This window comes from Shumkonia mesophila, assembly GCF_026163695.1.
Taxonomy (GTDB): Bacteria; Pseudomonadota; Alphaproteobacteria; order Rhodospirillales; family Shumkoniaceae; genus Shumkonia; species Shumkonia mesophila.
Genome location: NZ_JAOTID010000002.1, coordinates 590,411 through 603,512 on the forward strand (window position 1 = coordinate 590,411; position 13,102 = coordinate 603,512).

13 protein-coding genes and 2 tRNA genes are annotated in these 13,102 nt (G+C 65.8%); 4 read left to right on the forward strand and 11 right to left on the reverse strand.

The features are described 5' to 3' along the window. Positions 1-18: 18 nt before the first annotated feature. The 6 genes from ODR01_RS06060 to ODR01_RS06085 form a co-directional block, all read right to left on the reverse strand. Entirely contained in the window at positions 19-660 is a 642-nt protein-coding gene (locus ODR01_RS06060) for a YjbE family putative metal transport protein (RefSeq protein ID WP_316976712.1), read from the reverse strand. Positions 661-858: 198 nt separating this feature from the next. Further along, positions 859-2,586, reverse strand: coding sequence for an L-arabinonate dehydratase (araD, locus tag ODR01_RS06065; protein ID WP_316976713.1), 1,728 nt, complete (start codon positions 2,584-2,586; stop codon positions 859-861). A 50-nt stretch (positions 2,587-2,636) separates the two neighbouring features. Continuing rightward, a complete protein-coding gene (locus ODR01_RS06070; RefSeq protein ID WP_316976714.1) occupies positions 2,637-4,139 on the reverse strand; it encodes a tripartite tricarboxylate transporter permease in 1,503 nt (500 codons plus the stop codon). A 19-nt stretch (positions 4,140-4,158) separates the two neighbouring features. Continuing rightward, on the reverse strand, positions 4,159-4,650 hold the full coding sequence (locus tag ODR01_RS06075) for a tripartite tricarboxylate transporter TctB family protein (protein ID WP_316976715.1): 492 nt from the start codon (positions 4,648-4,650) through the stop codon (positions 4,159-4,161). 67 nt (positions 4,651-4,717) lie between these two features. Then, a complete protein-coding gene (locus ODR01_RS06080; protein ID WP_316976716.1) occupies positions 4,718-5,683 on the reverse strand; it encodes a tripartite tricarboxylate transporter substrate binding protein in 966 nt (321 codons plus the stop codon). Positions 5,684-5,809: 126 nt separating this feature from the next. Further along, positions 5,810-6,574 carry an HpcH/HpaI aldolase family protein gene (locus ODR01_RS06085; RefSeq protein ID WP_316976717.1) on the reverse strand — a complete coding sequence of 255 codons (765 nt, stop codon included), beginning with the start codon at positions 6,572-6,574 and terminating at the stop codon, positions 5,810-5,812. Positions 6,575-6,711: 137 nt separating this feature from the next. Between ODR01_RS06085 and ODR01_RS06090 the strand changes: the two genes are divergently transcribed. The 3 genes from ODR01_RS06090 to ODR01_RS06100 all read left to right on the forward strand — a co-directional run bounded on the left by ODR01_RS06090 (position 6,712) and on the right by ODR01_RS06100 (position 9,813). Continuing rightward, entirely contained in the window at positions 6,712-7,470 is a 759-nt protein-coding gene (locus ODR01_RS06090; RefSeq protein ID WP_316976718.1) for a GntR family transcriptional regulator, read from the forward strand. Positions 7,471-7,567: 97 nt separating this feature from the next. Continuing rightward, entirely contained in the window at positions 7,568-8,860 is a 1,293-nt protein-coding gene (otnK, locus tag ODR01_RS06095; protein WP_316976719.1) for a 3-oxo-tetronate kinase, read from the forward strand. A 281-nt stretch (positions 8,861-9,141) separates the two neighbouring features. Next, positions 9,142-9,813 (forward strand): hypothetical protein, encoded by a 672-nt coding sequence (locus tag ODR01_RS06100; RefSeq protein WP_316976720.1) that lies wholly within the window; start codon positions 9,142-9,144, stop codon positions 9,811-9,813. A gap of 23 nt (positions 9,814-9,836) precedes the next feature. Here the strand turns inward: ODR01_RS06100 and ODR01_RS06105 are convergent, their stop codons facing one another. The 4 genes from ODR01_RS06105 to ODR01_RS06120 form a co-directional block, all read right to left on the reverse strand. After that, the gene (locus ODR01_RS06105) at positions 9,837-11,093 is read right to left on the reverse strand and encodes a hypothetical protein (protein ID WP_316976721.1); all 1,257 of its coding nucleotides are present in this window, start codon (positions 11,091-11,093) and stop codon (positions 9,837-9,839) included. A gap of 155 nt (positions 11,094-11,248) precedes the next feature. Then, a tRNA-Arg gene (locus tag ODR01_RS06110) sits at positions 11,249-11,325 on the reverse strand. Positions 11,326-11,384: 59 nt separating this feature from the next. Further along, positions 11,385-11,678, reverse strand: a complete 294-nt coding sequence (locus tag ODR01_RS06115; RefSeq protein ID WP_316976722.1) for an ETC complex I subunit — start codon at positions 11,676-11,678, stop codon at positions 11,385-11,387. Between the two features lie 33 nt (positions 11,679-11,711). After that, positions 11,712-11,788: transfer RNA gene (locus ODR01_RS06120), tRNA-Pro, on the reverse strand. Positions 11,789-12,088: 300 nt separating this feature from the next. Between ODR01_RS06120 and ODR01_RS06125 the strand changes: the two genes are divergently transcribed. After that, entirely contained in the window at positions 12,089-12,388 is a 300-nt protein-coding gene (locus ODR01_RS06125; RefSeq protein WP_316976723.1) for a hypothetical protein, read from the forward strand. 30 nt (positions 12,389-12,418) lie between these two features. Here the strand turns inward: ODR01_RS06125 and ODR01_RS06130 are convergent, their stop codons facing one another. Further along, positions 12,419-12,919, reverse strand: coding sequence for a DUF192 domain-containing protein (locus ODR01_RS06130; RefSeq protein ID WP_316976724.1), 501 nt, complete (start codon positions 12,917-12,919; stop codon positions 12,419-12,421). Between the last annotated feature and the right edge of the window lie 183 nt (positions 12,920-13,102).

Genomic DNA, 13,102 nt, shown 5'->3' on the forward strand with positions numbered 1-13,102 from the left:
GGCGGAGGTCGGGCAGCGTCATGCGCCTCCGAACCAGGCGAGATGGTTGGCAAGCTGGTGGAAACCCCGCCACGTCATGTCGAGCGCCACGTAAGCGATGAGGACGAGGCCGACATAGACGATCCAACGGTAGCGGTTCATCAGCCCGGCAATGAAGTTGGCCGCGATCCCCATGAGGGCGATGGAAAGGGCCAACCCGAAGATCAGGATCATCAGATGCTCATGGGCGGCCCCGGTAACCGCCAGGATGTTGTCGAGCGACATCGAAACGTCGGCCACGACGATGGCGATCAGCGCACTGCGGAAGCTTCTGGACTGGGGCAGCGGAGAGATATCTTCACCGCCCATGCCCCTTTTCTCGGCGGCCCGGCGTTCCTTGGATTCGGCGCGGATCTGGCGCCACAGGTTCCAGGCCACCCACAGGAGCAGCAGGCCCCCGGCGAAAAGCAAACCGACGATCTTGAGGAGGTAAAAGGCGACCATCGCGAAGCCCATGCGCGTCAGCGCAGCCACCACGATGCCGATGGTGATGGCCCGGCGGCGCTGATGGGGCGGCAGGCCGGCGGCGGCGGCTCCGATGACGATGGCGTTGTCGCCCGACAGCACGAGGTCGATGCCGATGACCGTAAAAAAGGCGGCGATTTCCTCACCAGTGATCATCGTTTTTTTTCGTTTCCTAGCGGGTCCAAGAAAACGCAAGCTGGGCGCCCGCGCGGACGCCGCATTAGCACATCGGATTGGCGATTTCCATCGTAACTGGACACGGGCCGGAAGGATCCCGCCCGTTTGTCCGGAACCGATCAAAAAAGGCGAGAGGCCGGCCATGCCGCCTCCCGCAGTCGACTCACCGAGTGGATATCAATGGATTTCGGGCTCGGGGTCTTCCCGGCCGGTGAATTCCAGGAAGTCGAAGTCGCAGCCCTTGTCGGCCTGGGTGACGTGCTCCTGGTACATGCGGGTGTAGCCGCGCGGGAACTGGGATTCCGGCGGTGTCCAGGCGGCCCGGCGGGCGGCGAACTCGGCCTCGGAAATCCGGAGATCGAGCCGCCGCTTGGCGACGTCGATCTCGATGATGTCGCCGTTCCTGACCAGGGCCAGCGGCCCGCCGACATAGGATTCCGGCGAAACGTGCAGGACGCAGGCGCCGTAGCTGGTGCCGCTCATCCGCGAATCCGAAATGCGCAGCATGTCGCGCACCCCCTGCTTCAGAAGCTTCTTGGGGATCGGCAGCATGCCCCATTCGGGCATGCCCGGGCCGCCCTTGGGACCGCCGTTCTGGAGCACGATGACGTGGTCGGGTGTGACCTCCAGGTCTTCGCGGTCGGTCTCGGCCGCCATGTGGTTGTAGTCCTCGTAGACCAGGGCCGGGCCGGCGTGCTTGAGGAAGCGCGGGTCCATGGCGGCCGGCTTGATGACACCGCCGTCGGGGGCGAGATTGCCATAGAGCACGGCGGTGCCGCCCTCGGGGTAGATGGGGTTGTCCAGCGGCCGGATGACGTCGTCGTTGTAAACCTTGGCCCCTTCGATGTCGGCGCCCAGGGTTCGGCCGCTGACCGTCAGGCAGTCGAGGTGAAGCGAATCGCGGATCACGCCCAACGCCGCCTTGAGGCCGCCGGCATAATACCAGTCCTCGGCCAGATACTTGCCCGACGGCCGCAGGTTGAGGATCACCGGCACCTTGTGGCTGGCGTCGTCGAAGCTTTTGAGCGACAGATCGACGCCGCACCGTCCCGCCATGCCGACCAGGTGAACGAAGGCGTTGGTCGAGCCGCCCAGCGCCATCAGGGCGACGCAGGCGTTCTCGAAAGCTTTGGCGGTCATGATGTCGCGGGGCTTCAGGTCCTCCCACACCATGTCGACGATCCTTCGGCCCGAGGCGCTGGCCATGCGGGGATGGTTGGCGTCGGGGGCCGGGATCGAGGACGAGCCCGGCAGCGCCATGCCCAGCACCTCGGCCAACGAGGTCATGGTCATGCCGGTTCCCATGGTCATGCACAGGCCCGGCGAGCGGGCGATGCCCTCCTCGATCTCCTGCCAATCCTTCTGGGTGATGGTGCCGGCACGCAGTTCGGCCCAGTACTTCCAGGAATCGCTGCCGCTGCCCAGCGTCTCGCCGTGCCAGTTGCCGCGCAGCATCGGGCCGGCCGGCACGAAGACGGCGGGGATGTTCATGCTGGCCGCGCCCATCAGCAGGGCCGGCGTCGTCTTGTCGCAGCCGCCCAGCATCACCGCGCCGTCGAAGGGATGGTGGCGCAGGATCTGCTCGACCTCCATGGCCAGGAAGTTGCGGTGCAGCATGGGGGTCGGCCGCTCGAACGCCTCGGCCAGGGTCATGGCTGGCATCTCGATGGGAATGCCGCCGGCCTGCCAGACGCCGCGCTTGACCTCGTTGGCGCGGTCGCGCAGATGGGTATGGCAGCAGTTGATTTCGCTCCAGGTGTTGATCACCGCGATCACCGGCTTGCCCATGAAGTCTTCGCGGGCGAAACCCATTTGCAGCATGCGCGAGCGGTGCCCGAAAGAGCGCAGGTCGTTGGGCCCGAACCAGCGGTGGCTTCTCAGTTCTTCGGGCTTCTTCTTGGCCATCGATATCTCCGATTCCTTGTTCAACGGGGGGCGAGGCGGGTTGGCGCCGCCTAGGCGGCAGGCTTGGCCCGGCCATCGCGCCATTTCTGATAGAGCGGAATGAGCACGGAGATCAGGGCCAACGCCAGGAACAACGCGCTGATCGGGCGCGTGAAGAAAACCGTTCCGTCGCCCTCGAACATGATCAGGCCCTTGCGGAATTCGGTTTCCGCCATGGTTCCCAGGATCATGCCGAGCACCACCGGCGCCGTGCCGTATCCGTATTTGTTGAGGAAAAACCCGAGGACGCCGAAAACCAGCAGCAGGTATACGTCGAACAGGTTGCCCGACACCCCGAAGGAGCCGATCACGCAGAACAGCAGGATGACCGGAATGAGGAAGCTGCGCGGAACGCCCAATACCTTCACGAACAGTTTGATGCCGATAAACTGGAACACCATCATGAAGATGTTGGCGAGGAAGAACGCCATCAGGATGCCGTAGACGATGTCGGCCTGCTCGGTGAAAAGAAGGGGGCCCGGCCTCAGGCCATGGATCATCAGCCCGCCCATCAGCACGGCCGCCGCCGCCTCGCCGGGCACGCCCAGCGTGATGGTCGGGATGATGGCGCCGCCGGTCATCGCGTTGTTGGAGGTTTCCGAGGCGATGACGCCCTCGTCATGGCCGGTGCCGAACAGTTCCGGCGTCTTCGACAGCCGTCGCGCCTGGTCGTAGGCGAGGAACGAGGCGACGCTGCCGCCGGCACCGGGAATGGCGCCGACCGTGGTGCCGATGAGACAACTGGAGAGTACGATCTTCCAACGCTTGAAGACGGCGGCGAATGGAAGGCCGACGGTGCCCACCTTTTGCTGGACCCGGACCACCTTCGATTGCAGGGCCTCCTCGGCGTCGGTCAGCACCTGGCCGACCGCGAACAGGCCGATCAAGGCGGGCAGGAAGGCGACGCCCGACAACAGCGACATCTCGCCGAACGTATAACGGGGAGAACCCGTCGTCGGATCGAGGCCGACCAGCGACACGAAGACCCCGATGAGACCGGCGACGACGCCTTTCGCGAGAGATTTGCCGGATACCGAGGCGATGATGGTCAGGCCGAAAACGGCCAACGAGAAATATTCGGCCGCCCCGAACTTCAGGGCCATTTCGGCCACGGGCGGCGCCGCGAGGCTGAGCACCACCGAGCTGAACAGGCCGCCAATGAAGGAGGCGGCGATGGCGAGGCCGAGCGCCCTGCCCGCTTCGCCCTTCTTCGCCATGGGATAGGCGTCGAGACACGTCGCCACCGAGGCCGGCGTGCCGGGGATGTTGAGCAGGGTTGCGGCGATCGAGCCGCCCGAAATGGCCCCGCAATAGGTTCCCAGCAGCATGCCGAAGCCCATGACCGGGGGCATGTCGTAGGTCAACGGCAACAGGACCGCGATGCCCATGGCGGCGGTGAGGCCGGGCAGTGCCCCGAAAATGATGCCGAGAATGGTGCCGCCGGCGATCGCGACGATCACCTTGACCTGGAACACCAGGTCCAGGGCGGCCGCGTAATGCGTAAAATCGATCATGCGTATCGTCCCGTTGCGGTCACGGCAGGGCCAGGTGGAAGACGGTGTTGAACACGAAGAACAGGCTGCCGGCGGTAACGGCGAAAAAAGCCGCCGAAATGGCGACGCCCTTTGGCGGGGAAGGCCGGCCGGTTTCCGAGAAGATCAGAAGCTGATGGACGAGGATCAGGAAAACCGTGCTGGAGGCGATGAAACCTGCCGTCTCCATGACCATGATGTAGAAAAACAGCAGCGCCAGGATGCCGGCCAGCAGCACGATGCGCTTGCGCATCAGCGAGCCGGCGGCGCCGGTCTGCGGCGCTCCCTCGTCACGGGCACGGACGACGCCTTGGACGAAGACGAAGGCGGTCAACACCTGGATGAACACGCAGATCCAGAAAGGGAAAAACGCCGCGCCGACGTCGTTCGGGCCGCCGGCCGGGTCGTCCATCACCAGGCTGCGGTAAGTGCCGAACGAGAAGATGGCGAACAAGGCGAGGGCAAAAAGGGCATCGCCCTTCACTTTCATCATCCCTACTCCTGAAGGAAGAAGCCGAAAGGCCGAGGCCGGGCGCCGGGCCCGGCCTCGATCGACCCTGCTACTTCTTCTGAGCCGCCTTGAGGCGCTCGGTGGTGGGAATGAAGATGTCGGCCATCTCCTTGACGTACGTGTCGAGGTCCTTGCCGAACAAGGGTGCCACGGTGCCGCCCATCTGCTCGACGACGAACTTCTGGTACGCCGGATCGGCAGAGGCCTTCTTGATGGCCTCTTCCCACTTGGCCTTGACCTCGGCCGGCACGCCCTTGGCGACCGAAATGCCGCGCCACTGGGACACCACCCAGTTGTGCCCCAGTTCCTTCAGGGTGGGGACGTTGGGGAACAGGTTGGAGCGCTTGTCGCCCATGACGGCCAGCACGCGGATCTTGCCGGCGTCGACGCCCGACTTGATCTCGGCCGGATGGTGGGTGTTGGCGTCGATATGGCCGCCCATGGTCGCGGCCACCGTCTTGGAGCCGCCCTGGTAGGGCACATACTGGAACTCGAGCCCGAACTTTTCGGCAAAGGCGGCGGCAACGACATGGGTCGACGAGCCGAAGCCCGAGAAGCCCATCTTCACCTTGCCGGGGTTGGCCTTCGAATACTTGATGAAGTCGTCCAGGGTCTTCCAGTCGGAGTCGGCGCGCACCGTGATCGTGTAGTCTTCGGTGATGATGCGCGCGATGGTCTCGAAGTCCTGGTATTTCCACGGCACGTTGCCGAGGGCCTGGAGCCCGAAGATCGCATTGCTGGGCAGGGTGACGGTATAGCCGTCGGGCTTCGACGAGAACACGGCTTGCGAGATGCCGACGGCGCCGCCGCCGCCTTCGACGTTCTTGGGCACGAGGCTGACGCCCATGCTTTTTTCCACGTACGGCTGCAGGCCGCGGACCAGCATGTCCGAGCTGCCGCCCGCCGAATAGGGAATGACGAAGGTGATCGGTTTTTCCGGATATCCGGCGGCCGCAACGGAGAAAGCCGCGCCGGCAACGGCAAGACCGGCCATAGCGCCCAGTAGCCTTTTCATCGTGTGTCCTCCTTGTCTGGTTTGTTGGTACGTCTCCCGTAAGTCCGCCGCCCGACGCCGGTTGTTTCCGACGGTTCGGCGGCGAACCTTGAAGGTGTCACGGCGCCCGGCTGTCGGCGGACGCCGTCACCCTTTCAACTCTGCGCACTTCGCGTGAAGGTCGACCAGCAGCTTGGCCAGGTTGGTGCTGTCGGACCCCACGACGAAGAACGAGTAGCCCTTGGCCTTCCACGGGGCCAGGTAGTCGAGCGTCGGCGTCAGGATGCCGGCGGCCTTGCCGTGCTTGCGGCAGGCGGCGACCACCCGCTCCAGGTTCGCTTCGAAGGCGGCATCCTTGAACTGGCGGGGCATGCCCATGTTGATGGAAAGATCCATCGGCCCGACGAACAGCACGTCGACCCCGGGGACCGCGGCGATCTCGTCGGCGTTCTTGACGCCCTCGACGGTTTCGATCTGCACGACGGTCAACAGATTGTCGTTGGCCTTGGCGTAATAGTCGTCGAAGCCCTGGCCGAAGCCGCAGGCCGGGGGCGAGCCGGCGACGCCGCGGATGCCTTCCGGCTGATAGCGCATGGACTGGGCGGCCTGGTGCGCTTCCGCCGCGGTGTTGACATAGGGAACCATGATCCCGGCGGCGCCAAGGTCGAGAACCCTTTTGAAGCGCGTCGGTTCGTTCCAGGCGATGCGCACCACGGCCGGCGAATCGCCCAGGCGGGCGACCTGGATCTGGTGGATGAGTTCGCTGTAGTCGCCGGACCCGTGTTCGCAATCGATCCAGGTCCAGTCGAACCCGGCCCGCCCGATCATTTCCACGGTCAGGGCCGAGCCGAGCTGCGCGGCAACGCCGAACATGGTTTCGCCCTTCAGGACCCGCTCGCGAAGGAATTTCATGATGTGATTCGCTCCCCAACGACCATTGCAGACGCATTGCCGACTGGCGCGGCAGTTTCTCAGATACTAAGATCTCAGTTGAAGAACGCAACTGCTTTTTGTATGAGTTGCCGTCGGATCGGGAGTCGCGAATCACCATGCCAAGGCGCCCAGCCAGCCTGAACGCCGCCACCTCCGGCCGCGAGAAGCCGGGAGGCGCGTTCACCGGTATCGCCGTCGGGGATCGCCGATTTTCACTGGATCGCAGACTGCCCGTCGCTGTGCAGATTTCCGCCGTGCTGCGGGACATGATTCTTAAACTCGAACTCGAACCCGGCACCGTCATTTCCAAGGACGATGTCGCCAAGGCTTTCGGGGTCAGTTCGATGCCGGTGCGCGAAGCCTTGCGCAAGCTCGAAGAGGAAGGCTTGGTGGTGATCAAGCCGCAGTCGGGAACCTATGTCACCACCATCGACGTCGGGTGGGCCAAGGAAGCCCAGTTCCTCCGCATCGGCGTCGAGGTGGAGGTCGTCCGCCATCTGGTGAAGGCCATCACCGAGGCGGAGATCCAGGAACTCGAGCGCATCCTCGCCCACCAGCAGATCGAATACGAAGCCGACGACAAGGACGGATTTTCGCGCGACGACGCCGCTTTCCACGCCGCCATGTACCGCATGGTTGGGGTCGCTGGCCTGTGGCAGAAGATCGGCTCGATGCGCGTGCATATCGACCGTCTCCGGCTCATGCACATGCCGGTCGGCGGCAAGATGAACCGGGTCCTCGTCGATCATCGGGCCATTCTCGACGCCCTCCGCGCCCGCGACGCCGCGGCCGCGGAGGCCGCCTTGCGCCAGCACTTGTCGGGGACGCTGTCGGTCATCGAAACCTTGCGGGAACGGTATCCCCACTACTTCTAGAACGGCCGCGTTGCCCTGCCCTCCACCTGCGGTCTTGCCGGGTTTCGCCGGCGCGGCATACAGTGGACGGCGGGTTTGGGGCGAAGGAGGCTGCGCGATGGCGACAACCGGTTCGGGCGGCGGCGTACCTCTTCTCGGCTGCGTCGCCGACGATTTCACCGGGGCGACCGATCTGGCCAACACCCTGGTCAAGAACGGCATGACGACGGTCCAGCTGCTGGGCGTGCCCGATGCCGCCACCGCGGTGCCCGAGGCCGATGCCGTGGTCGTCGCGCTCAAGTCGCGCACCATTGCCGTGGCCGACGCCGTCGCCCAGTCGGTGGCCGCCCTCGACTGGCTGCGGGCGGCCGGCGCCGGCCAGTTTTTCTTCAAGTACTGCTCGACCTTCGATTCGACCGAGAAGGGCAACATCGGACCGGTGGCCGAGGCCCTGATGGCGCGCCTGGGGACCCGCTTCACCATCGCCTGCCCGGCCTTCCCCGAGAATGGCCGCACCCTCTACAAGGGCCATCTCTTCGTCGGCGACCTGCTGCTCTCCGATTCGAGCATGCGCCATCATCCGCTGACCCCGATGACCGACGCCAACCTGGTGCGTTTCCTCGGCCGCCAGACGCAGGGAAAGGTCGGCCTGGTGCCCTTCCCCATCGTCGAGGCCGGGGCGAAAGCCGTGAAATGCACCTTCCGCATGCTGGAGGACGAGGGCACCCGCATCGCCATCGTCGATGCCGTCACCGACCGCGACCTCGCGGCCATCGGCGAGGCTTGCGCCGGCATGGCGCTTGTCACCGGCGGGTCCGGCGTCGCCCTTGGCCTGCCCGAAAACTTTCGCCGGCGGGGCCTCCTCACCGGCGATCGCGTGGCCGACGCCCTGCCCGCCGTGACCGGCCCCGAGGCGGTGATTTCCGGAAGCTGCTCGCCGGCGACGCTGGCCCAGGTGGCCCGCTTCGCCGAAGACGGGCCGGTCTTCCCGGTCGATCCCCTGGCCCTGGCCGAAGGCCGCGACCTGGTGGGCGAGGCGCTCGACTGGGCGCGCGGGCGGCTGGGACAGGGCCCCCTTCTCGTCTCGGCAAGCGCGCCGGCCGCCACGGTCGCCGAGGTCCAGAAACGCCTGGGCGTCATGGCGGCCGGCGAACTGGTCGAGCGCGCGCTGGCCGGCATCGCCCGGGGGCTGGTCGCCGCCGGGGTGCGGCGCCTGGTGGTGGCCGGCGGCGAGACGGCGGGCGCGGTGGTGGGCGCCCTTGGCATTCGCGGCCTCAGGATCGGCCGCGAGATCGCGCCGGGCGTGCCGTGCACGGTGTCGCTCGGCGAAACCCCCATGGCGCTGGCCCTCAAGTCGGGCAACTTCGGCGACGCCGACTTCTTCACGAAGGCGTTTCGCACCATGCCGTGAGAGCGTGGCGGGCGTCTTCACGACGGATCCAAACGGCCTCGGGGTCGGGCGGCGCAAACGCGGTGCCCATATGCCAATCGACATACCCCGGAATTGCTTCCCCATCACAAAAAAATCACGGGCATCCCGCGTCCAATGTGACGAATTTGTTACGCATGGCGATTCGTTCTCAATCGCATAACATGACCCGGACGTTTAGGAACGTCGCGGCCGTCTCGGTCCCGAATGCGCTCCACCCAGTGCCGCAAAGGGTGCCTCTTGTTTTGCAACGACGGAAGGTGGTGAGCGTGCTGCTTGGCATCGTGGCCGTGCTGACTTTCCTCAGCCTCGCCGGTCAGGTTGCCCGATTTCATCTCGGCCTGCCCAACGCGCTGGGCCTGGTGCCGTTCTTCTACGTCGATCTCGAGAACAACCTGCCGACATGGTACCAGACGCTGGCGCTGGCCTTCGCGTCCGTGCTGCTGGCCGGGCTGGCCGTCGCGGCGCGCCATATGCGCGCCCCGTTCGCTGGACGCTGGCTGGCGCTTTCGCTGTTGTTCGTGTTCCTGTCGCTCGACGAGGCCGCCAGCATCCACGAGGCCACGATGGAGCCCCTGCAGCGCGTTGTCGGCTATCTTCCCGGTGTCTGGCAGCCGGTCTGGGTGATCTTGGGCATCGCCGCCGTAGTTGCCTTTGCGGCGGCTTTCCTGCGCTTCCTTTTGTACCTGCCCCGGGACGACCGCTGGCAGGTCTTCTGGGCGGCGGCCCTGTTCGTCGGCGGCGCGATCGGCGTGGAGATGGCCACGGCGGCCCTCTATACGACCTCCGATCCGTCCTACAAGGTTTCCTTCACGTACGCGCTCCTGGCGCACGCCGAGGAATTGCTGGAAATGCTGGGCGTGGTCGTTCTTATCGACTTCCTGTTGCGCCGCCTGTCGCGCACCGCGTCCTTCTCCGTTACGGTCGCAAGCTGAGCAACGGCGGGGACGTCCGGCCGCTAGCCGATGGACGGCGTGGTTCCGCCCGCGCCGCCATCGCGATGGGGCTCCAGGGGCGGAATCGCCGCCGCTGCCCAGGCCCTCTTCGCCCTGCGCACGATTTTGCCGAGCACCGTCCCGCGCAAGGCACGCCGAAGGCGGGCCGCGGTCTGGGCGGCGGACAGCCGCTCGCGCAGGACGATTTCCGTCGCCTCCACAACTTCGCTGTCCCCGACGCGACGCGCCTCCTCTTGCAGGGCCACATAGTGGTGGCGCACGTGGGGCGGAACGATCAGGGCATGGATCTCGGACAATGCGACGGCGCGCGGGAAGGTTTTCGCCCGGCCCACGGCGCCGCACAGCCGCAGCGCCATGAGGGTGCGCAGGCATTTTTCGCATCGGCCGCAATTGATGTCCGGCGTGTCGCCATAGCAGACCCGCAAGGTTGCCAAGGCGATATCCGAGGCGGCGAGACGGCGGACCTTGGCGACGCGGTCAACCTCGCATCCGTCGTGCGTAATCTCCAGATAGCCGTCCGACCACAGGGGATCGAGTTGTGGCGACGAACCCCACGGCTTGACCTGCGCGTAGGAATGGGTTGCCGGTACGATCAGTTCGCCGATGGTCCGGCGGAGCAGCAGGGCGACCGAGGCGATGGCGGCGCCATGCAGGCGTTCGCCCCAGAAATCGCCGACGAAGGTCTTTCCCCAGCCGCCCCGGCGCTTGTCGCAGACATCCCGCAGGTTGGTCTCGCAGGTGATCAGCCGTTTCCCGAGCCGCCTTGCCACCGTTGCTGCGTTGTCGCGCGTCGCCTGCCACAGGACATCGTTGTCGAGGCCGATGTCGAAGCCCCGCACGAAAAGGAGATGGGTCACCCTCGGCTCGTGCTTCAGCAGCGAGTACCAGGAATCCACGCCCGCCGAGAAGCAGCAGATCACCCCGTCGGCCGGCCGGGGTGGCGCGTCGTCTTGGCCCGAACATCGCACCTCGACGGGATGGAGATCGTCGTACCATCCGGCCAGCACGCTCTGGGCTTTGGCGATGTTGGCGAGGAAAACCGGCGAAACCCGCCCCGGCATCGACAGAGGCTCGCCCTCGACCATGCAGGGAACGACAAGGGCCGCCGCCGCGGCCTCGTTCACGCCGTCCAAAGGTTGGTCCAGGCCCTCGAAGCGGTACCACAGTTCGAAGCATTCCATCGCGCCGCGCGGCCGCGCGCAAACGCGGACCGTAGCGACCTCGTCGCATACCGAGGTCGAGATATCGATGATCTCCATTGTCCCGGGTTCGCCCCCTACGTTGAAGCCCCATCGCGCGCCGGCGATTCTGTGCCCCGGTCGCGCATCCTGATTTGGCCTTACGATGGGTGGACCGGCCAACGCCAGTGATCAAGCTGTGGCCGCACTCGGAAACCTGAACGACTTGGAAGGAATGGCGCGCCCGGCAGGACTCGAACCTGCGACCCCATGCTTAGAAGGCACGTGCTCTATCCACCTGAGCTACGGGCGCGCTGTACGGCCTCAAGATAGGACAACCGGGGCGGAGAGGCCAGCCGCCGCTTCGCCCCCTCACATCGGATGGCGGCCGGTGAAGTTGCTGGCATAGCTCTTGGGCCGGATCTTGCGCGCCTGCGGATCGAAAACGTCGGCGGCCAGTCCGTGCTTCCTGGCGAAAGCCAGCGCCGCCTCCTTGCTGTCGAACAGCATGCGCACCTGGCCCCGGGTGTCGGCGGTGCTCGACCAGCCCATCAAGGGATCGATGCCCCGGGCCGGCGGCTCGTACTCGAGAACCCATTTGCCGGTCTTGCGGCGGCCCGACTGCATGGCGGTCTTGGCCGGCCGGTAGATGCGCACCTGAGGCATGGCGAAACCCCGACAAGTGTGACGAACGGATACTGGTCGGGGCGACTGGATTCGAACCAGCGACCCTCTGCTCCCAAAGCAGATGCGCTACCAAGCTGCGCTACGCCCCGACGGCCGGAAAGTAAGACCTCGCGGGCGCGTCCGCAAGCCTGGCTTGCTCGCCATCGCGGGGCCGGTCGTACAGCGGCGATTCGCTTCCGAGGGGCGAGCGGTCGGGCGCTATCGCCTATTTTTTCGGCAACTGGCCCGAATGGGGGCATTTTGCGAAGAGACGAAAAGGTTTTACCGCGGCCATCGGCGGATTTGGGGCCGGCTTGGGGAAAGGAGGGGCGGCTTGGCACGGAGATTGCTCATTAGTCTCATGAAAGGAGGCTGGGAGACCTTGACGTAAGCTGGCAAGGAGATGGCACATGAAACGAACGCTGTGGGCTTTATTGGTTTCGGCAAGTGTTGTCCTTCCCTCGGCGGCGCCGGCCCAGACGATGTGCGCCCCGCGGTCCGACCTGCTCGTCAATCTCAAGGGCCAATTCTCGGAGGCGCCGGTGGCCATCGGCCTCACCAACACCGGCGGCGTGGTCGAGGTCCTGGCCTCTCCGGAGGGCGATACCTGGACCATCATCGTCACCGATCCCGGCGGCACGAGCTGCCTGATGGCGGCCGGCGCCTACTGGCAGACCGCCCTCAAGGTCGCGGTCGGCCAGGAAAGCTGACAGTCGCCGGTCTTTCGGCGATACGGCCGCTCACCGATCGCCGAACAGGGGATGGAGGATGCGCGCCCCCTTGTGGACGCCCAGCCGGCGGGCGGTGCCGGCGGCAACTTCGAGAACGCCGCGCACCGGGCCGACCGAGGCGATGATGTCGGTGGACAGCGGCGTCGTGTCCTCGACCACCTGCGTGACCCGCCCGGCCGCGTCGAAGAACACCATGTCGAGCGAAATCGGCGTGTTGAGCATCCACATGCTGACCGGCGCCGTCTCGCCGAAATCGAACAACATGCCGGCGTCGGCGGCGAGCGAGCGGCGGAACTGCAGGCCCTGGCGGCGCTGATCCTCGTTGGTCGCCAGTTCGATCCTGAAGGGAAAGCGGCCGCGTGGCGTGACCAGCGTGAGGACGCCGGTTTCGAATTCGGCGGCGCTGGCCTCGCCCATCCACGACGACGGGCCGCCGGGAGCCAACCCGGCGGCGACGGGAAGCAGGAGCACCCCCCCGACGATCAAAAGGACGGCACGAAGATCCACCATGATCCCTGCATAGCCTGTCTTTCCGGTATGCGCAATTCCCTGCCCCTCTCCCTCGCCCACCCTTGCCAAGTCCCCCGGCCATCGGCATAAAGGGGTCATCTCGTCACCGGTATGCGCAATTCCCTGCCCCTCTCCCTCGCCCACCCTTGCCAAGTCCCCCGGCCATCGGCATAAAGGGGTCAT

Coding starts and splice junctions, on each gene's coding strand:
- ODR01_RS06105 (WP_316976721.1), bottom strand. CDS start 11,093: ATGGAGATCATCGATATCTCGACCTCGGTATGCGACGAGGTCGCTACG.
- ODR01_RS06080 (WP_316976716.1), bottom strand. CDS start 5,683: ATGAAAAGGCTACTGGGCGCTATGGCCGGTCTTGCCGTTGCCGGCGCG.
- ODR01_RS06070 (WP_316976714.1), bottom strand. CDS start 4,139: ATGATCGATTTTACGCATTACGCGGCCGCCCTGGACCTGGTGTTCCAG.
- ODR01_RS06060 (WP_316976712.1), bottom strand. CDS start 660: ATGATCACTGGTGAGGAAATCGCCGCCTTTTTTACGGTCATCGGCATC.
- ODR01_RS06085 (WP_316976717.1), bottom strand. CDS start 6,574: ATGAAATTCCTTCGCGAGCGGGTCCTGAAGGGCGAAACCATGTTCGGC.
- ODR01_RS06115 (WP_316976722.1), bottom strand. CDS start 11,678: ATGCCTCAGGTGCGCATCTACCGGCCGGCCAAGACCGCCATGCAGTCG.
- araD (WP_316976713.1), bottom strand. CDS start 2,586: ATGGCCAAGAAGAAGCCCGAAGAACTGAGAAGCCACCGCTGGTTCGGG.
- ODR01_RS06075 (WP_316976715.1), bottom strand. CDS start 4,650: ATGATGAAAGTGAAGGGCGATGCCCTTTTTGCCCTCGCCTTGTTCGCC.
- otnK (WP_316976719.1), top strand. CDS start 7,568: ATGGCGACAACCGGTTCGGGCGGCGGCGTACCTCTTCTCGGCTGCGTC.
- ODR01_RS06125 (WP_316976723.1), top strand. CDS start 12,089: ATGAAACGAACGCTGTGGGCTTTATTGGTTTCGGCAAGTGTTGTCCTT.
- ODR01_RS06130 (WP_316976724.1), bottom strand. CDS start 12,919: ATGGTGGATCTTCGTGCCGTCCTTTTGATCGTCGGGGGGGTGCTCCTG.
- ODR01_RS06090 (WP_316976718.1), top strand. CDS start 6,712: ATGCCAAGGCGCCCAGCCAGCCTGAACGCCGCCACCTCCGGCCGCGAG.